The organism is Micromonospora sp. NPDC047738 (genome assembly GCF_040642675.1).
Classification (GTDB): Bacteria; Actinomycetota; Actinomycetes; order Mycobacteriales; family Micromonosporaceae; genus Micromonospora.
In genome coordinates this window covers 84,164-101,469 of sequence record NZ_JBEYSO010000009.1, presented here as the reverse complement: position 1 = coordinate 101,469, position 17,306 = coordinate 84,164, and the positions used below count along the sequence as shown (strand labels likewise).

The 17,306-nt window shown below is 73.2% G+C and carries 17 protein-coding genes; 5 read left to right on the top strand and 12 right to left on the bottom strand.

The window, feature by feature from the left end; all coding sequences use genetic code 11:
• Window positions 1–174 precede the first annotated feature (174 nt).
• The gene (locus ABZ783_RS16990) at window positions 175–1,257 is read right to left on the bottom strand and encodes a hypothetical protein (RefSeq protein WP_357438790.1); all 1,083 of its coding nucleotides are present in this window, start codon (window positions 1,255–1,257) and stop codon (window positions 175–177) included.
• The gene (locus ABZ783_RS16985) at window positions 1,254–1,820 is read right to left on the bottom strand and encodes an RNA polymerase sigma factor (RefSeq protein WP_357438786.1); all 567 of its coding nucleotides are present in this window, start codon (window positions 1,818–1,820) and stop codon (window positions 1,254–1,256) included. The genes ABZ783_RS16990 and ABZ783_RS16985 overlap by 4 nt, the downstream gene beginning before the upstream one ends.
• A 125-nt stretch (window positions 1,821–1,945) precedes the next feature.
• Here ABZ783_RS16985 and ABZ783_RS16980 point away from each other — a divergent pair, with 125 nt between their 5' ends.
• Both ABZ783_RS16980 and ABZ783_RS16975 read left to right on the top strand, forming a co-directional pair.
• Window positions 1,946–2,452, top strand: a complete 507-nt coding sequence (locus ABZ783_RS16980; protein ID WP_357438783.1) for a SigE family RNA polymerase sigma factor — start codon at window positions 1,946–1,948, stop codon at window positions 2,450–2,452.
• Window positions 2,449–3,810, top strand: a complete 1,362-nt coding sequence (locus tag ABZ783_RS16975; protein ID WP_357438780.1) for a hypothetical protein — start codon at window positions 2,449–2,451, stop codon at window positions 3,808–3,810. The genes ABZ783_RS16980 and ABZ783_RS16975 overlap by 4 nt, the downstream gene beginning before the upstream one ends.
• Before the next feature lie 40 nt (window positions 3,811–3,850).
• On the opposite strand, the gene ABZ783_RS16970 is transcribed toward ABZ783_RS16975, so the two are convergent.
• Genes ABZ783_RS16970 through ABZ783_RS16940 form a run of 7 tightly spaced genes read right to left on the bottom strand, consistent with a single transcriptional unit; the run spans window position 3,851 to window position 10,861 of the window.
• Complete coding sequence (locus ABZ783_RS16970) at window positions 3,851–4,945, bottom strand: glycerate kinase (protein ID WP_357438777.1); 1,095 nt, start codon at window positions 4,943–4,945, stop codon at window positions 3,851–3,853.
• Entirely contained in the window at window positions 4,945–5,784 is an 840-nt protein-coding gene (locus ABZ783_RS16965; protein WP_357438774.1) for a sugar phosphate isomerase/epimerase family protein, read from the bottom strand. Before ABZ783_RS16965 ends, ABZ783_RS16970 begins: the two co-directional genes overlap by 1 nt.
• Window positions 5,781–6,944 carry a dihydrodipicolinate synthase family protein gene (locus ABZ783_RS16960; RefSeq protein ID WP_357438770.1) on the bottom strand — a complete coding sequence of 388 codons (1,164 nt, stop codon included), beginning with the start codon at window positions 6,942–6,944 and terminating at the stop codon, window positions 5,781–5,783. Before ABZ783_RS16960 ends, ABZ783_RS16965 begins: the two co-directional genes overlap by 4 nt.
• The gene (locus ABZ783_RS16955) at window positions 6,941–8,092 is read right to left on the bottom strand and encodes a Gfo/Idh/MocA family oxidoreductase (RefSeq protein WP_357438767.1); all 1,152 of its coding nucleotides are present in this window, start codon (window positions 8,090–8,092) and stop codon (window positions 6,941–6,943) included. The genes ABZ783_RS16960 and ABZ783_RS16955 overlap by 4 nt, the downstream gene beginning before the upstream one ends.
• A gap of 25 nt (window positions 8,093–8,117) precedes the next feature.
• The gene (locus ABZ783_RS16950) at window positions 8,118–8,939 is read right to left on the bottom strand and encodes an ABC transporter ATP-binding protein (protein WP_357438764.1); all 822 of its coding nucleotides are present in this window, start codon (window positions 8,937–8,939) and stop codon (window positions 8,118–8,120) included.
• 7 nt (window positions 8,940–8,946) lie between these two features.
• The gene (locus ABZ783_RS16945) at window positions 8,947–9,966 is read right to left on the bottom strand and encodes an ABC transporter substrate-binding protein (protein WP_357438762.1); all 1,020 of its coding nucleotides are present in this window, start codon (window positions 9,964–9,966) and stop codon (window positions 8,947–8,949) included.
• 16 nt (window positions 9,967–9,982) lie between these two features.
• Window positions 9,983–10,861 carry an ABC transporter permease gene (locus ABZ783_RS16940; protein WP_357438759.1) on the bottom strand — a complete coding sequence of 293 codons (879 nt, stop codon included), beginning with the start codon at window positions 10,859–10,861 and terminating at the stop codon, window positions 9,983–9,985.
• A 194-nt stretch (window positions 10,862–11,055) separates the two neighbouring features.
• Between ABZ783_RS16940 and ABZ783_RS16935 the strand changes: the two genes are divergently transcribed.
• Both ABZ783_RS16935 and ABZ783_RS16930 read left to right on the top strand, forming a co-directional pair.
• Window positions 11,056–12,084 carry a LacI family DNA-binding transcriptional regulator gene (locus ABZ783_RS16935; protein WP_357438757.1) on the top strand — a complete coding sequence of 343 codons (1,029 nt, stop codon included), beginning with the start codon at window positions 11,056–11,058 and terminating at the stop codon, window positions 12,082–12,084.
• Between the two features lie 25 nt (window positions 12,085–12,109).
• Window positions 12,110–13,276, top strand: coding sequence for an enolase C-terminal domain-like protein (locus tag ABZ783_RS16930; protein WP_357438756.1), 1,167 nt, complete (start codon window positions 12,110–12,112; stop codon window positions 13,274–13,276).
• An 18-nt stretch (window positions 13,277–13,294) separates the two neighbouring features.
• Here the strand turns inward: ABZ783_RS16930 and ABZ783_RS16925 are convergent, their stop codons facing one another.
• The 3 genes from ABZ783_RS16925 to ABZ783_RS16915 form a co-directional block, all read right to left on the bottom strand.
• Complete coding sequence (locus ABZ783_RS16925; protein ID WP_357438753.1) at window positions 13,295–14,758, bottom strand: hypothetical protein; 1,464 nt, start codon at window positions 14,756–14,758, stop codon at window positions 13,295–13,297.
• Between the two features lie 112 nt (window positions 14,759–14,870).
• Window positions 14,871–15,461, bottom strand: a complete 591-nt coding sequence (locus ABZ783_RS16920; RefSeq protein WP_357438750.1) for an ankyrin repeat domain-containing protein — start codon at window positions 15,459–15,461, stop codon at window positions 14,871–14,873.
• 80 nt (window positions 15,462–15,541) lie between these two features.
• A complete protein-coding gene (locus ABZ783_RS16915) occupies window positions 15,542–15,697 on the bottom strand; it encodes a hypothetical protein (protein WP_357438748.1) in 156 nt (51 codons plus the stop codon).
• 127 nt (window positions 15,698–15,824) lie between these two features.
• Here ABZ783_RS16915 and ABZ783_RS16910 point away from each other — a divergent pair, with 127 nt between their 5' ends.
• Window positions 15,825–17,300, top strand: a complete 1,476-nt coding sequence (locus ABZ783_RS16910) for a von Willebrand factor type A domain-containing protein (protein ID WP_357438745.1) — start codon at window positions 15,825–15,827, stop codon at window positions 17,298–17,300.
• Window positions 17,301–17,306 lie beyond the last annotated feature (6 nt).

The window sequence follows — 17,306 nt, the reverse complement described above, 5'->3', positions numbered from 1 at the left end:
GGCGGGCCGGGTCCTGGTGTGGCGGGGGGGTGACACACCCCCCCTGCGGGGGGGGGGGGGCCCGCCCCCCCCGCCCCCCCCCCGCGTCTCAGGGCGCAGGAGCACGGGCCGTGCGTACCTCCGGAATTCCGCCACCAGGCGGCCGCTTTCGCCGGCACGACCTGCGACGACCGGTCAGTCGCAGCCCAGCCCCTGGGTGTACCCGGCCGGCGGGTGTCCGGCGGCGACCTTGTCGGCGATCTCCCAGAACACCTCCGGCCAGTCACCCTTGTCGTTCATCTCGTGCAGCACCCGCCATTTGTGGCTGCTGCGCAACGCATCGGCGGCGCGCTGGAGTGCGGCGTCGTCGCCGGCCCGCCTCGCGCGCAGCCATTCCGCGATCCATGCGCAGCCGACGCGGGAAGTCACCTGGGCACCGAACTGGTAGGAATCGTTGGTGCCGACGTCATTGAGCGCAGCGACGTCGAAGTTCGGCGGCAGCGGCACGTCGGCGAGCACCTTGGCCGCCTGGGCTTCCACGCGGGCCGGCGTGACGATCTCCGGCGGAAGCGCCGCCAGCCAGGTGCGCACGTCGACGCGCACCACGTCGGTGAGGACCTGGTCGAACGTGTCCCGGGTCCAGTGGCCTCCGGTACGGAGTTCGACGAAGACACCGTCGCGGGGGCGCAGCATGACCGCGAAGTCGTCCGCGCTGTAGCGGAAGAGGTCACCCGGCCAGCTGTCGACCGTCACCGGTTCCGGCGCGCTGACGTGGAGCCGGTCGGTGCGGTAGCCGTCGTACTGGCCTGCGGGGTACCAGTTCATTTCCAACTGCCGCCCGCCGTTGCTGAAGTCGACGGTCCCCTGCTGCTCGGCGAACCCGTAGACGGTGGTCACCTGCCAACCGGGCTGGTCGATGAGCAGCCGCGGGTTCTCCTCGGCGGCCTTCATCGCCACCGGCGAGTAGACGACGGGGGTTCCGGCACCGGGGATGCCGGTCGGGGCCGCCTGCTGATCATCGGGATGCTGGCGAAGCACGGTGGACACGGCGACGATGCCGATGAGAACCGCGGCGGCGGTCAGCGCGCCCGCGAAGCGGCGGACGATGCCGCGGTTCGCCGGGGAGGGTGGTTGCGGTGGTGCGACGACGCGGTGGAACGTCGGCTCGGACATGATCTCCTCCAGGAGGGCCTGCTTCGCCCCGGCGAGGTGCCCGATGACATCGGGCGGGTAGGGGTCGGCATCCCGAACGATCCGGTCGAAGTGCTCCTCGGTCATCTGCCCTCCTTCGGGGTGGACGCGGTCAGGACATCGAGTACATGTCCCGGTGGGCCGAGGTCGTCACCGACGAGATCGCGCAGCCTGGCTCGCGCCCGTGACAGGCGGGTGCGGACTACGGCCGGGTCCAGCCGAAGGACCGCGGCCGCCTCGCGCGGCGCCAGGCCCTCCCAGACGGTGAGCATCAGCAACTCCCGGTCCAGCGGGTTCAGCCGGGCCAGCGCGGCCTGGACGGCGAGCCGTTCGGGCACCTCACTGCCCGGGTCGGCGGGCATCGCCGCCGTGATCCGTTGCCGTAGCCGCTCACCCAGCCGCTGCCGGCGGACGCCGCCGCGGTGGTGATTGGCGAGTACGCGTCGGGCCACGCCGTACAGCCAGAGCCGGGCCTCATCCTCGGCGGGTAGGTCACGTCGGCGGCGCCAGGCCACCAGGAAGGCCTCCGCGACCACGTCGGCGGCGTCCTCGGGGTGCTCGACGCGCCGCAGGGCGTACGCCAGCAGCCGCTCGAAGTTGGCCGCGTAGACGAGTCGGAAGTGGTCCTCGTGCTCGGTCCCGGAGCTCACCTTCACCCCATGTCCGGTCGGTCGCCAATCGTGACAGGCACCGAGTCATCCTGGACCGAACCTCGTCCAGCGGCGCCACAACCGAACCGGGTCCGGGGCCCCTCTTAGTGTGGTGGGAGGCCGGGTTGCGGAGTGAACGAGAGTACGTCGAGTACGTCCAGGCACGCATGTTGTGGCTGCGCCGGCTGGCGTACCGGCTGTGCGGGCAGTGGTCGGCCGCCGACGACCTGGTGCAGGAGTGCCTCGTCGCGCTGTACCGGCACTGGCGGAAGGCGACGGCGGCGGACTCGCTCGACGCGTACGTCCGGGCGATGCTCGTCCACGCGTACCTGGCCGAGCGGGAACGGTCCTGGACCCGCCGGGTCCGGCCGGTGGCCGACGTGATCGCGCCCGCGACGGCACCGCTGGCCGGTGCCGACCACCGCGTCGACCTGCTGGCCGCACTCACCAAGCTGTCCCGGGGGCAGCGCGCGGTGCTGGTCCTGCGGTACTGGGAGGACCTGGACGTCGCGCAGACCGCCGCCGTGCTGGGCTGCTCGGCCGGGACCGTCAAGAGCCAGACCTCGTACGCCATCGCGGCGCTGCGCCGCCTGCTGCCGAACTACGTGCCGGGAGGGTCGGACACACCATGAGAGACCAGTTCGCCACCCTGCCGGATGATCCGCCGCCGCTGCCGCCCGGCTACCTGGACACCGTGCTCGCCCGGGGCCGCCGCTCGGTCCGGCGCCAGCGGATCGGCGTCGCCGCTGCCTGGGCGATCGTCGTGCTCCTCCTGGCCGTCCTGGTGGTGCCCGGCGTCCCGCTCCCCGTCCAGCCAGCAGCCCCGTCGACGAAGCCGAGCCTGCCGGACCGCTTCGCCGGGTACTCGATCCTCACCAGCACCGTCGCGTCGGCTCCGCCCGGCCGCGCGATCGCCCTCTACGGCTACGGCAACGGCGAGGCGTTCAACATGTTCCAGTCGTTGGTCGTCGGGGCCGACGGGGACACCTACCGGCAGGTCGACGCCATGGAGGAGCGGGACCGCCCGTCGGCGCTGCTCGACCCGGACGGCACCCGCGTGCTGCTCGGCGACGAACGCGGCGCGACCGCCGACCTGATCCTCGTCGACCTGACCACCGGCAAGCGCCGGTCGATCCCGCTCGGCGACCCGGTCGGCGTGCGGCTGCTGGCCTGGTCGCCCGACGGCCGTCACGTAGCGTACAGCGCCGCGCCCGTCATCCGCACGGACGAGTTCGGCACCGTCAACGTCGTCGAGGCCCAGGTGGCCCGCACCGGCACGCTGCGGCTGCTCGACCTGTCGACCGGGCGCAGCACGGAGCTGCCGGCGATCAAGCCGGCGTGGACGGCGGCGTTCGCGCCGGACAGCCGCCGGCTCGCCGTGCAGGTCGGCCAGACGGCCCACCTCGTCGACGTCGACGGCCGCGAGTACGGCAGCGTCCCGATCCCGCGTGGACGCGAGCTGGCCGCCGACGTCGGCTGGTCGCCGGACGGCACGTTCCTCGCCACCGTGCCGTGGCTCACGGACGGACCGTTCAACGGCACCTCCGGCGGCAACACCAGCCACGGCACCTTCCTGTGGAAGGCCGGTGACGTCGAGTTCGTGCCCGTCTCCGGTGGCGGCACGGCACCCGCGCCCGTCCCGGACGTGGTGCAGCTGCTCGGTTGGCGCTCGGTGGGCAGCGTGGTCGTCGCGACCATCAACGCCGCGGGCCAGGTGGCGCTGGTCGAGGTGCACCTCGGCGCCGGCACCCGCCGGACCCTGTCCCGCTTCGACACCGGTAGCACCTGCGAACTCGGCACCCAGGGATGTCAGGTCTTCGACCTGCACCTGGCCACCGGACTGCTGACCGACCTGACGGTGCGGCACGCCGGTCGCCCACACCGCGGCCCCTGGCCGATGGTCCTGAACGCCGTCGTCGGCGTCGTCGTCCTCGGCGCCGCGTTCCTGCTGTGGCGCCGGAGACGAACCCGACGGGCCCGATTGGAATAGCCGCAGCCACCGCCCGGCGCATTTCCCGGGTGTCTCGGCGTCAGAGTGCGCCGAGCCGGTCGGCCAGCACGCCACCGGCCTGGACCAGCCAGCGCGCCGGGTCACCCAGCGCCGCGTCGACTGAGCCGGCGAGCTCCACCAGGGACACCGCCGCCGACACCGACCCGGGCACCGGCCCGCCGACCTGCCCCGCGGCCACCCCCACGGGCACGGCGGCGGACGCGGCTGCCGCCAGCAGCGAGCCGACCACCTTGCCGGTCAGCGAGGTCTCGTCGAACCGTCCCTCACCGGTGAGCACCACGTCCGCGCCGGCGAGCGCGTCCGTCAGCCCGACCAGTTCCCCGATCATCGTCGCGCCCGGCACGATCCTGGCCCCCCACAGCGCCGCGAGGCCGTACGCGGTGCCGCCCGCCGCCCCGGCTCCCGGCTCGTCGGGGTGGCCGCCGGCCTGCTCGGCGAGCCGGCGCAGCGCCGCGTCCAGCAGCGTCACGTCGGCCGGTTCCGCGCCTTTCTGCGGCCCGTACACGGCGGCGGCGCCGGCCGGGCCGGTCAGCGGCGCGGTCACGTCCACCAGCAACTGCACCCCGCCGGGCGGCGCGGGCAGCAGTTCGGTGGTGTCGACGTGGTCCAGGTCGGCCAGGGCGGCGCTGCCGAGCGGCAGGTCCCGGCCCTGGGCATCGCGCAGCCGCAGCCCCAGGGCGCGCAGCGCGCCGGTGCCGCCGTCGGTGGACGCCGAGCCACCCAGGCCGATGACGAGGCGGGTGGCCCCGGCGTCGAGGGCGGCCCGGGCGACCGCGCCGAGCCCGTACGTGTGTGCGTGCAGCGGGTCCGGGGCGGCCATCAGCGGCAGCCCGCTGGACTGGGCGAGTTCCAGCACGGCCGCCCCGTCGGGCAGCAGCAGCCAGGCGGCGGTCACCGCCCGGCCGTCCGGCCCGGGCACGGCCACCGTGCGGCGTTCGGCGTCGGGCAGCGCGGCGGCGAAGGCGTCCACGGTGCCTTCGCCGCCGTCGGCCAGGGGCAGCAGCCGTGTCTCGTCACCGGGCCGGCGGGCGAGCCAGCCGCTGGCGAGGGCCCGGGCGGCGGCGTCGGCGCCCAGGCTGCCCTTGAACGAGTCGGGTGCGACGACGAGGCGCATCAGTCGGCCAGCACGAGCCGCAGGTAGCGGTCCTTCATGGTCGCGAGGACCTCGTCCGGGTCGGTCGCCCACACCTCGGCGTTGAAGATCTCCACCTCGGTGTCGCCGGTGTAGCCGGCCTGCTCGACCGCCCGCCGGAACGGCGGGAAGTCGATGTGGCCGTCGCCCATCATGCCCCGGCCGAGCAGCACGTCGGCCGGCAGCGGCGTGAGGAAGTCGCAGACCTGGAAGCTGGCGATGCGCGCGCCGGCCCGGGCGATCTGCCGCCACACGTCCGGGTCCCACCAGATGTGGAAGGTGTCGACCACGACGCCGACCTGCTCGACCGGGAACGGTTCGGCGAGGTCGAGCGCCTGCCCGAGGGTGGACAGGACGGCCCGGTCGGCGCAGTACATCGGGTGCAGCGGCTCCAGCGCCAGCCGGACGCCGCGTTCGCCCGCGTACGGGGCCAGCTCGGCGAGCGCGTCGGCGACCCGCTGCCGGGCGCCGCGCAGGTCGCGGGAGCCGGGCGGCAGGCCGCCGACCACCATGACCAGGCAGTCGGTGCCCAGGCCGGCGGCCTCGTCGATGGCGCGCCGGTTGTCCGCCAGCGCGGCGCGGCCGGCGTCGCCGTCTGCGGTGAGGAAGCCACCGCGGCACAGCGACGACACCCGCAGTCCGGCGTCGGCGACGAGTTTCGCGGCGGCGGCCACGCCGATCTCGGCCACCGGCTCGCGCCACAGGCCGATCGCCGGGATGCCGGCCCGGACGCAGCCCTCGACGGCCTCGCGGACCGACCACGACTCGGTGGTGCGCTGGTTGAGCGACAGCCGCGCCAGGCGCGGGTCGACGGCGCTCACGCGCTCACCCCGGCGACCGACAGGTACCGGCGCATCCGCTCGACCGCCAGGTCCGGGTCGAGCAGCAGGCCTGCGGTGTCGGCGAGGCGGAACGCCTGCACCAGGTGCGGCACGCTGCGCCCGCTGTGCAGCCCGCCGACCATGGTGAAGCCGGGCTGGAAGCCGTTGAGCCAGGACAGGAACGCGATGCCGGTCTTGTAGTACTGGGTGGGCGGGGCGAAGACGTGCCGGGACAGCGGCACGGTCGGGTCGAGGATCTCCCGGAAGCCGGCGGTGTCGCCGGTGTCGAGGCGCTGCAGCGCCGCCGACGCGGCGGGGGCGATGGCCGCGAACGCGCCGAGCAGGGCGTGGCTGAACTGCCGGCCGTCGCCGGCGACCAGCTCGGGGTAGTGGTAGTCGTCGCCGGTGTAGACCCGGACGGTCGGCGGCAGCAGTTCGCGTAGCCGGACCTCCCGCTCGGCGTCGAGCAGCGACACCTTCACCCCGTCGATGACGTCGGCGTGGGCCTGCACCAGCGACACGAACGTCTTGGTCGCCTCGTCGAGGTCGGTCGAGCCCCAGTAGCCGGCGAGGGCCGGGTCGAACATGTCGCCGAGCCAGTGCAGCACGACCGGCGCCGTTGTGCCGGCCAGCACCTGGTCGTAGACGCGCAGGTAGTCGTCGGGGCCGGTGGCCAGCGCGGCGAGCTGCCGGCTGGCCATGACGACCGCGGTCGCGCCGCACTCCTGGACGAAGGCGACCTGCTCGGCGTACGCGGTGACGACGTCGTCGAGGGTGTCGGGCAAGCCGGTCAGTTGGTCGGTGGCCGCGCCGGCGACGATGCGTCCGCCGCAGGCGGCGGCCTCGGCAGCGCTGCGGCGGATCAGTTCCTGGGTGGCGGCCCAGTCGAGGCCCATGCCGCGCTGGGCGGTGTCCATCGCCTCGGCGACGCCGAGTCCCCAGGACCACAGGTTGCGCCGTACGCCCAGGGTGGCGTTCCAGTCCAGCCGGGCGGGCTGGCCGGGGGCGTTGTCGGCGTACGGGTCGGCGACCACGTGTGCCGCGGCGTACGCGATCCGGCTGGCCGGGGGGCCGGCCGGCCGCTGCCAGCCGGCCGGTTCGCGCAAGGTGAGGGCCTCGGTGCCGCCGCCGGGGATGGGCAGGGTGATCCGGGCGGTCACCGGGTGATCTCCTCGATCTCCACCCGGCGGCCCTCGCGCGCCGACCGCAGGCCGGCTTCGGCGAGCTGCACGCCGCGGGCGCCGGCCAGGAAGTCCCACGGGAACGGCTCGTCGTCGACGACGTGGCGCAGGAACGCCTCCCACTGGACCTTGAACCCGTTGTCGAAGTCCTCGTTGTCGGGGACGGTCTGCCACTGGCCGCGGAAGTTCTCGGTGACCGGCAGGTCCGGGTTCCACACCGGCATGGGGGTGGCGCCCCGGTGCTGGATGCGGCACTCGCGCAGCCCGGCCACGGCGCTGCCGTGGGTGCCGTCGACCTGGAACTCGACCAGCTCGTCGCGGTAGACCCGTACGGCCCAGGAGGAGTTGATCTGGGCGGTGATGCCGCCGGCCAGCTCGAAGATGCCGTACGCGGCGTCGTCGGCGGTGGCCCGGTAGGTCTGGCCGGTCTCGTCGACCCGCTCGGGGATGTGGGTGGCGATGTGCGCGGTCACCGCGGTCACCGGGGCGAAGATCTGCTCCAGCACGTAGTGCCAGTGCGGGAACATGTCGACGACGATGCCGCCGCCGTCCTCGGCCCGGTAGTTCCAGCTCGGCCGCTGGGCGTCCTGCCAGTCGCCCTCGAACACCCAGTAGCCGAACTCGCCGCGTACCGACAGGATCCGGCCGAAGAATCCGCCGTCGACGAGCCGCTTGAGCTTGCGCAGGCCGGGCAGGAACAGCTTGTCCTGCACGACGCCGTTCTTGATGCCCTTGGCGGCGGCGAGCCGGGCCAGTTCCAGGGAACCGGTCAGCCCCTCGGCGAGCGGCTTCTCGGTGTAGACGTGCTTGCCCGCGTCGATCGCCGCCCGGATGGCCTTCTCCCGCTGGGCGGTGACCTGCGCGTCGAAGTAGATCTGGTGGGAGTCGTCGGCGAGCGCGGCGTCCAGGTCCGTCGTGTACGACGTCAGCCCGTGCCGGGCGGCGATCTCGGCGAGCTTGGCCTCGTTTCGGCCCACCAGGGTCAGCTCCGGCCAGATGCGGCTGCCGTCGCGGGCCGGCAGTCCGCCCTGCTCGCGGATGGCGAGCAGGGATCGGACGAGATGTTGGCGGTAGCCCATCCGTCCGGTCACGCCGTTGAGGATGATCCCGATAGACGTGCGCTCCACTGTGTTTCCTTCCCAGGTCCGGTGGTTATTCGGCGGTCGTCGTCGCACCCAGGAGGTCCCGGATGCGTCCCGTGGCGCGCGCGAACTCCGGCTCCGACATCGTCTGGCCGTAGTCGCGCTCCACGGGGAGGTCGACGTCGATGACCTCGGCGACGGTGCCGGGTCGAGGGGTCATGACGATCACCCGGTTGCCCAGGTAGACCGCCTCGGCGATGGAGTGGGTGACGAGCAGGACGGTGGTGCCGGTCTCCCGCCAGATGCGCCGCAGCTCGACGTTCATCTGCTCGCGGGTGAGGGCGTCCAGCGCCCCGAAGGGCTCGTCCATGAGCAGGACCGGGGGGCGGTGCAGCAGCGCGCGGCACAGGGCCACCCGCTGCTGCATCCCGCCGGACAGTTCGTTCGGGTACGCGTCCTCGAAGCCGGTCAGGCCGGTCATCGCGATCAGCTCGTCGACGCGCTGGCGTACCTGCGCCTTGGGCAGGCGCCGCATCTCGGCCTGGAGCAGGATGTTCTTCCGGGCCGTACGCCACTCCAGCAGGGCGGCGCGCTGGAAGACGTACCCGATGTCGCGCCGCGGCCCCCGCACGTCCTCGCCGTGCAGGCGGACCTGGCCGGACGAGGGCCGCAGCAGGCCGGACACCAGCTTCAGCAGCGTCGACTTGCCGCAGCCGGAGGCGCCGACGATCGAGACGAACTCGCCGGGCTCGATCCGCAGCGAGACGTCGCGCAGCGCGGTGACGTCCTTCTTCTTGGTACGGAAGCGGACCGCGACCTGGTCGATCTCGACCGCGGCGCCGGTCGCCGTGGCGTCAGCGGGCCGCTGCGTGGTGGTGTTGCCGACCGTCATCTCGGGTTCATCCCTTCGGCGCGAAGCTCGCGTCCCAGTAGGTCGCCGGGGACTCGGCCTTGTTGATCACGCCGGCGTCGGCGAACACGTTGATCGTCTTCGTCCAGTCGGCTTCGTCGTTGATGCCGGGCGCCTGGCCCTTGGTGGCGTCGGTGTGCAGCAGCTGCAGGGTGGCGTTGAACTGGTCGGTGAGCACCTTCTCCGACGGCAGCTGCTGGGAGGCGCCGGCCATGGCCGCGACGGCGCCGGCGGCGTCCTTCTCGGCGGCGGCCCAGGCCTCGCTGCTGGCCGCGACCATCCGCTTGACCAGGTCCTGCTTGTTCTTGATGGTGTCGGTGGAGGCGATCAGGCCGTTGCTGTAGAAGGTCAGGCCGTTCTCGGCGAACTTGAGGTAGGAGACCGGCTTGCCGGCCTTCTCCTGCATGGTCGGGCCCTGGTCGGTGGCGAAGCCGAGCAGCGCGTCGGTCTTGCCCGACATGACGGCGGCCATCTTGCCGGCCGGGTCGGTGTTCTGCAGGGTCACGTCGGAGGGGGCCAGGCCGTTGGCCTTGAGGAAGGCCGGGAAGGTCTTGCTCAGCGCGTCACCGGCGGTGGAGGCGATGGTCTTGCCCTTGAGGTCGGCGGGGGAACTGATGTTCTTGTCGCTGAAGAACTGCACCGACGACGGGGTGGTCTGCAGGAAGACGCCGACGCTCTTGACGTCCATCCCCTGGCCCACCGCGGAGAGCAGGGCGGGGGTGTCGGCCCAACCGAAGTCGGTCTGCCCGGCGGCGGTGGCCTGGACGGTCTTCTGCGAGCCCTGGCCGGCCTGGATGGTCAGGTCGATGCCGTGCTTGGCGAAGATGCCCTGCTTCTGACCGTAGTAGAACGGGGCGTGCTCGCCGTACGGGTACCAGTTGAGGGTCAGGGTGACCTTGTCGTGGCCCTGGGCGGTCTTGGCCTGCTCGTCGGAGGACGAGCCGCAGCCGGCGGTGGCGGCCAGTATGAGGGCCGGCACGAGCGTGGCGGCGAGGGTGCGCAACTTCATGGGACGGGTCTCCTATTCAGAGCGACGTCGTAGCGGCGTCGGTACGGCGGCTGGCGTGCCATGGAAGGACGAAGTACTCGAGCAGTTCCACGACCACGAACAGGACCACGCCGAGCAGCGACATGATGAGCAGCCCGGCGAACAGCGTCGGGGTGTCGAGGTTGCCGTTGGCCTGCAGGATCACGTAGCCGAGGCCCTCGTTGGCGCCGACGAACTCGCCCACCACGGCGCCGGTGACGGCCATCGTGGCGGCGACCTTGAGGCCGGAGAACAGGTGCGGCAGGGCGGCCGGGAAGCGGATCTTCCGGAAGGTCTGGCCGGGGCCTGCGCCCATGGTCGCCGACAGTTGCAGCATCTCCGGGTCGATCGACTTGAGGCCGGTGACCGTGGAGATGACGATCGGGAAGAAGGCCATCAGGACCGCGACGACGACCTTCGGAGTGAGCCCGAAGCCGAGCCACACGATGAACAGCGGCGCGATCGCGATCTTCGGGATGACCTGGGCGAACAGCAGCAGCGGGTAGAGGCTCTTCTCGACCGTCGGGGAGTACACCATCACGACGGCGGACAGCACGCCGACCACGATGGCGATGGCGAAGCCGAGGATCGTCTCGTAGGTGGTGATCCAGGTGTGGTGGGCGAAGTAGCCGGTCTGGGCGAGGACGACGTCCAGCGTGGTGCCCGGCGCGGGGACCAGGTACGGCTTGACCAGGTCCGCCGCGGTGACCGCCCACCAGGCGACGAAGATGGCCGCGAGGACCGCGGCGGGGCGCCAGGTGCTCTGGACGAACCGGAGCAGGCCGCCGCCGGCCCGACCCCGGCGGCGGGCGGCCCGCGCGGGGGTGCGGGCGGGAGCGGTCGGCTCCCGTTGCTCGATGGTGCTCTGCGCGGCCATGACCCTCCGTTCTCCCTGGCTGTCCGGCGGTTCCGGGTACTCAGCCGCTGGGTAGGCGCGTGCCGTCGGTAGGGCCGAGGACGTCCGGAAACTCCAGGTCTCGGCCCTGAATGCGCTTTCAGTAAGCGCTTTCAGGGTGCTACGGTAACCACGCCGAAATAATCCGGTCAAGAACTTCCGCAGGGGGAAAGTCCATGCAGCCACGGACGCACGTGACCCTGGAAGACGTGGCCAGAGCCGCCGACGTCTCGCTGGCCACGGCCTCCCGGGCACTCAACGGCATGCGGGTGACCCCGCAACTGCGGGACCGGGTGCTGGCGGCGGCGGAGCAGTTGGCATACACGCCGAACGCGCACGCCCGCGCCCTGGCCGGCGCCTCCCACCGCACGGTCGGCGTGATCTGCCACGACGTCAGCGACCCCTACTTCGCCGCGGTCGCCGGCGGCGTCATGCGCATCGCCGGCAACAACGACCTGCTGGTGATGCTGGCCAGCACGTTCCGGGACCCGGAACGGGAGATCGCGTACGTGTCGATGCTGCGCGCTGAGCGGGCGCCGGCCATCCTGCTCATCGGTTCCGGGTTCGAGGACTCCCGCTGGGAGCGGGCCCTGGACGCCGAGCTCAAGCCTTACCTGGAGGGTGGCGGGCGGGTCGCCGTGGTCAGCCGGCACCGCAGCCTGAAGGTCGACAGTGTCCTGCCGGAGAACCGGGCCGGTGCGGCCGCCATGGCCCGTGCCCTGCTCGACCTGGGGCACCGCCGGTTCGCGGTGCTCGCCGGGCCGCCGGCGCTGACCACGGTCGCCGACCGGCTGGGCGGCTTCCGCGACGAGCTGAAGAAGGCCGGCGTGTCGCTGGACCCGGCCGACATCGTGGAAGGCCCGTTCACCCGCGACGGCGGGTACGGCGCCATGACCGAACTGCTGGCCCGCCGGTCGACCGCCACCTGCGTGTTCGCGCTGACCGACGTGATGGCCATCGGCGCCTGCGCGGCCCTGCGCGACCACGGCCTGTCCGTGCCGGACGACGTCTCCGTCGCCGGATTCGACGACATCCCGATCGTCCGCGACCTCACCCCGCCGCTGACCACCGTCGCGCTGCCGCTGCAGCAGCTCGGAGAGAAGGCGATGGAACTGGCGCTGACCGAGAACACCGGACGACGCCGGCGGATCCTGCGGATGGGCGGCGAGGTGGTCGTCCGGGCCAGCACCGCCAAGCTGACCTGATCCCACGCGTACGAAAGGCCCACCCGTGACCCCTCTTGCCACTGCCCTGGCCGGACTGACCATCGACTCCGTCGAGACGTACGCCGTCGCGCTGCCCACCGTGCGCTCGTTCGGGGTGTCCGGCGGGTCGGTCGCCGTCGCCGGCAGGCCCAGCATCCGCGTCCTGGTCAAGGTCAGCGCCGACGGTGTCGCCGGCTGGGGCGAGGCCACCCCGATCCCGGCCTGGACCTATGAGACCGCCGAATCCATCGTCACCACCATCGACCGGTATCTCGCCCCGGCGGTGCTCGGCCGCCCGGCCTGGGACCTCGACGGGGTGACCGCCGCGTTCGACCGGGCCGTCAACCGGGGCTTCACCATCGGCGCGCCGCTGGCCAAGTGCGCCGTCGACGTCGCGCTGCACGACCTGCTCGGCCGAGCGCTCGGCGTGTCGGTCGGGGTGCTGTGGGGGCAGCGCCGCCGGGAGAGCATCGAGCTGGGCTGGATCGTCTCCGGGCAGACCGCCGGCGAGGTGGCCGACGCGGTGGCGGAGGGACACGCTCTCGGCTACCGGGCGTTCAAGGTGAAGGTCGGCCTGCACCGCGAGGCCGAGGACGCCGCCGTGGTGCGGGCGGTCCGCGAGGCCGCGCCCGAGGCCGCGCTGTGGGTGGACGCCAACCAGGCGTACACGGTGGACGCGGCGCTGCGGATGGCCCGCCGGCTGGCCGACCTCGACGTCACCGCGTTCGAGCAGCCGCTGCCGGCCAACGACGTCGCCGGGCTGCGCCGGCTGCGGGAGGCCTCGCCGGTGCCGGTGGCGCTCGACGAGAGCCTGCGCCACCCCAGCGACCTGGCCACCTTCGTGAAGCTCGACGCGGTGGACGTGGCCATCGCCAAGGTGCAGCGCAGCGGCGGGTTGACGCTGTCGCGGCGGCTGTGCGCCCTGGCCGAGGACTCCGGTGTGCGGCTGATGGGCTCCGGGCTCACCGACTCCGACCTGGGCCTGGCCGCCTCGGTGCACCTGTTCGCGGCGTACGGCATCGACACGCCGGTGGACCTCAACGGGCGGCAGTTCCTGGAGTCGTCGTACGCCACCGGGGCGACCGTGCAGGTGCGCGACGGCGTCGCCCAGGTGCCGACCGGGCCGGGGCTCGGCGTGGACGTCGACGAGTCGGTGGTGAAGGAACTCGCCGTCGACGTCCTGGCCAGGTAGCCGCCGGCCAGCCCCGGCTCAGCCCCGGGCGGCGCCGAGGCCGAGCAGGACGGCCAGCCCGAGGGCGCTGCGCGGGGCGTACGGCACCCGCCAGAGCCCGCCGTGCGCCGCCCCGTACGCCTCGTCCCGCCACGGGTGGTCCTGGGCCGGGCCGCCGCCGGTGCGCAGGTCGTGCACGAGCAGCGCGGCCATCAGGGTGTTGCTGGTGGCCGGGTCGAACACCTCGATGCCGAACCGGTGCGCGCCCGCGTACGCGGCGGCGAGCGCCCGGTTGCGCAGCACCGAGCGGGTACGCGTCGGCGGCGCCACCGTGAACGACACCGTCGCCCCGGCGTCGCGTGCCACCGCCGCCCGCCACCGTTGCAGCCGCTTCGCGAGGGCGTAGTTCGGGCCCTGCTGCGGCACGAGGCTGTCGTTGATGCCCGGGTCGGCGTCGGGCGGGTAGTTGCGGTGCAGCAGTCGCCCGCCGGAGAGCACCCGCAGTGACCGGCGGGCCAGGCCGCGGGCCGCGTACCCCCGCTCGGCGTGCGCGACCGCCTCGGCGGGGACGGCGTACACGTCGGTGGGGGTGGCGAGGAAGGCCAGCGCCAGGTCGTCGCGGCGCTGCTGCAGGTGCCGGGTGAGCGCGTCGACGGCCATGGCGACCCGCACGTTGGTGGCGCCGTCGGCGTAGACGTAGTTGCCGAGAACGAGCGGGCCGTCCACGCCGAGCAGCCACTGCGCGGCCTGCGGCAGCCGATGCAGCAGGTCCGCGCCGGCGGCCGCGGCGAGGGCCTCGTCGTCGTCGCCGGTGCCGGGGCGCACCGGCAGGTGCAGCCGGCCGCCGTACCGGTGGGCGGTGCGCAGCAGCCGCCGCCAGATGTCCGGCCGCGGCAGGTCGACCGCGACGACGTCGCCGCCCCAGCGCAGCACCGACGGCAGGGGACCCATCTCGGCGCCGGCGCCGAGCACCACGATCCGCTGGTCGCGCAGGTCGAGCCAGTCCGGGTTGGCGATGACCACGCGGACCGCCTCGGCGCAGGACGGCTCGATCACGCCGGCGGCGACCCAGGCGTCGAGCCGGCGGTGCAGCTGATCGCCGCGCAGCCGCTGCCCGCGGTACGGCAGCGACAGTTCCCGCTCGGGCTCGCCGGTGCCGGTGACCGTGGCGGTGGCCAGCGGCGGCTGCCCGGCGCCGGCGGCGAACACCTCGTCCAGCGGGAATTCCGTGCCGCCCTCCGCGACGACCCGCATCCGGGCGTGCAGGGCGGCCAGGCCGTCGCGGGCGATGGTGACCGCGGCGTCGCGGGAGAGCAGGCCGGCCTCGACGAGCCGGCGGAAGTGGACCAGATAGCCGTGCCGCCAGTTGGTCTCGTGTTCGGCCGAACGCGCGCCGACCGGGTCGACCGCGCGCAGCGCGTCGGCGACGACCGCGCGGCCGAGCGCCGTGGTGCTGCGGGTGCCGTCGTTCTGGGGGAACACCACCCCGGTCGGGCCCTCCACCGGCCACCGCCCTTCTGGCTCCAGCCGCACGCCGGCCGCCGGTGTCACTGTGCCGCATGCGCCGCCGGACCGCAGCGGGCGGTCGTCGTGGTGGCGGCCGCCCGCACGATGCTCAGCGTGACAGGACGGCGACGATCCGGTCGTACCCGCAGTCGCGGGCGTGCCGCAGCGCGTCGACGCCGTCCTTGTCGGGCAGGTGGACGTCCGCGCCAGCGGCCACGAGGATCTCCGCGATCTGCTGGTAGGGCTTCGTCCCGTCGCCGAGGAGGACGCATTCCAGCAGGGCGGTCCACCCGAGGTTGTTGACGTGGTTGACGTTGATGCCGGTATCGACGACGCGGCGGACGTAGTCGACGTGGCCACGCTCGCTCGCCGGGATGATCGAGATGCCGCCGTACCGGTTCACGATCGTGAAGTCCGGCCCCGCGGGCAGCAGGACCTCGAGCATCGGCACGCTGCCGGTCACGCCCGTCACCAGCCACGGGGTGTCGTGCTGGTCGTCGAGCGCGTTCGGGTCCGCGCCCGCGTCGACGAGCACGCGGGCGGCTTCGACGTGGTCGTTCGCGGCGGCCAGCAGCAGCGCCGTACGCTGCCGCGCGTCGCGGGCCTCGCGGTCCGCGCCGGCCGCCAGCGCGGCGCGTACGCCGGCCGCGTCGCCGGCGCTCGCCGCAGCGAGCAGAGCCTTGTCGGCGGGGGTGCTCATGGGGTCCTCCCAGGGTCGGATCGGGTCGGGCCGCGGGCAACCGCCGGCGGCCACGGTGAGGGTGAGCAGGGCGCAGCGTTTCACAGCCGGATCAGCTTCCGCTCCACGGCGGCGTGCACCGCCGCGGTGCGGGAGTCGACGCCGAGCTTGGCGTACCCCGGCCCTGCGCCGTCCCGCCCGTCGGCATCGGGCGCGGTTGGCCGCGGCAGGTCACGTCTTGCATACGGGACGGTCACGACGTTCACGCTTGCGTATCGGCTCGGCTACGGCGGGATCCGCCGGACTGTCCAGCTGCGTCAATGACCGGGACGGATCCGACGCGCTGCGCCGGATCGCCCGCCCCAGCCTGCCCGGGAGGAACCGATGGTCCACATACGATGGTCGCTGCTGCTGACGGCGCTCGCCCTCACCATGACGGTCACCGCCTGCTCCGCCGGTGGCGCACAGCGCAGCGACGCGGCGCACGGGCCGGTCCGCCAGCACGACGGCACACCCCGGTCGGGTGGGGCCGAAACAGCGACGGAGGACGACCCGCGCTCCACCTTCGGCGTCGACGTCGACACCGCCTCGTACGGCTACGCCCGCCGGCTCATCATGGACGGGCAGCTGCCCGAGCGGACCGCGGTGCGGCCTGAGGAGTTCGTGAACTCGTTCCGGCAGGACTACCCCGAGCCGGCCGGCGACGGCTTCGCCGTACACGTCGACGGCGCGCGGCTGCCGGAGTCCCACGAGGCGGCCGGGGAGGTCCGGTTGATGCGGGTCGGCCTGCAGACCCGCGCGGAGGACGCGGAGAGCCGTCCCGACGCCGCCCTCACCTTCGTCGTCGACGTCTCCGGATCGATGCGCGAGCCCGGTCGGCTCGATCTGGTGAAGGACGCGCTGCACACCCTGGTGGACCAGTTGCGCCGTACCGACTCGATCGCCGTCGTGGCGTTCAGCGACGAGGCCCGGGTGGTGCGGGAGATGACCCGGCTGTCCGACGCCGACGAACTGCACGACGCCATCGGATCGCTGCGTACCCAGGACAGCACGAACCTCGAAGCCGGCCTGGTGCTCGGCTACCGGGTGGCCCGTGACGGATTCCGACCCGGCGCGACGAACCGGGTGATCGTGCTCTCCGACGGGCTCGCTAACGTCGGCCGGACCGAGGCGGAGCCGATCCTGCGCCGGGTACGCGACGAGGCCGAGAAGGAGATCGCCCTGCTCGGCGTGGGGGTCGGCAGCGAGTACGGCGACGAGTTGATGGAGCAACTCGCCGACAAGGGCGACGGCTTCGTGGTGTACGCCAGTGAGCGCGACCAGGCCCGGAAGGTGTTCGTCCGGCAGTTGCCGGCGACGTTGAGCGTCCGGGCGCTCGACGCCAAGGTGCAGGTCAGCTTCGAACCGGCCGCCGTGCGGTCCTACCGGCTCATCGGGTACGACAACCGGGCGATCAGCGACGAGGACTTCCGCGACGACCGCGTCGACGGCGGCGAGGTCGGTCCCGGGCACAGCGTCACGGCGCTCTACGCCGTCCGGCTGGCCGACGGGCCGCCCCCGTCGGCCCGGGTCGCCCGCGTGCAGGTGCGCTGGACCGACCCGACGAACCGGGCGCCCGCCGAGGCGTACGAGTCGGTGACCGTCAGCGACCTGAACCGGGCGTTCGGCAAAGCGTCGCCACAGCTGCGGACCTGCTACGCGGCGGCCTATTTCGCGCAGTCGCTGCAGGGCGGCCCCTACGGCCGGGAGGTGCGCCTGGGCGACCTGGCGACGATCGCGGAGCGGGCGGCCGCCGCCAGCGAGGACCCGGAGGTGGATGAGTTGGCGCGGGTGATCCGGCTCGCTGAGAAGATCCGCTGATCCCCC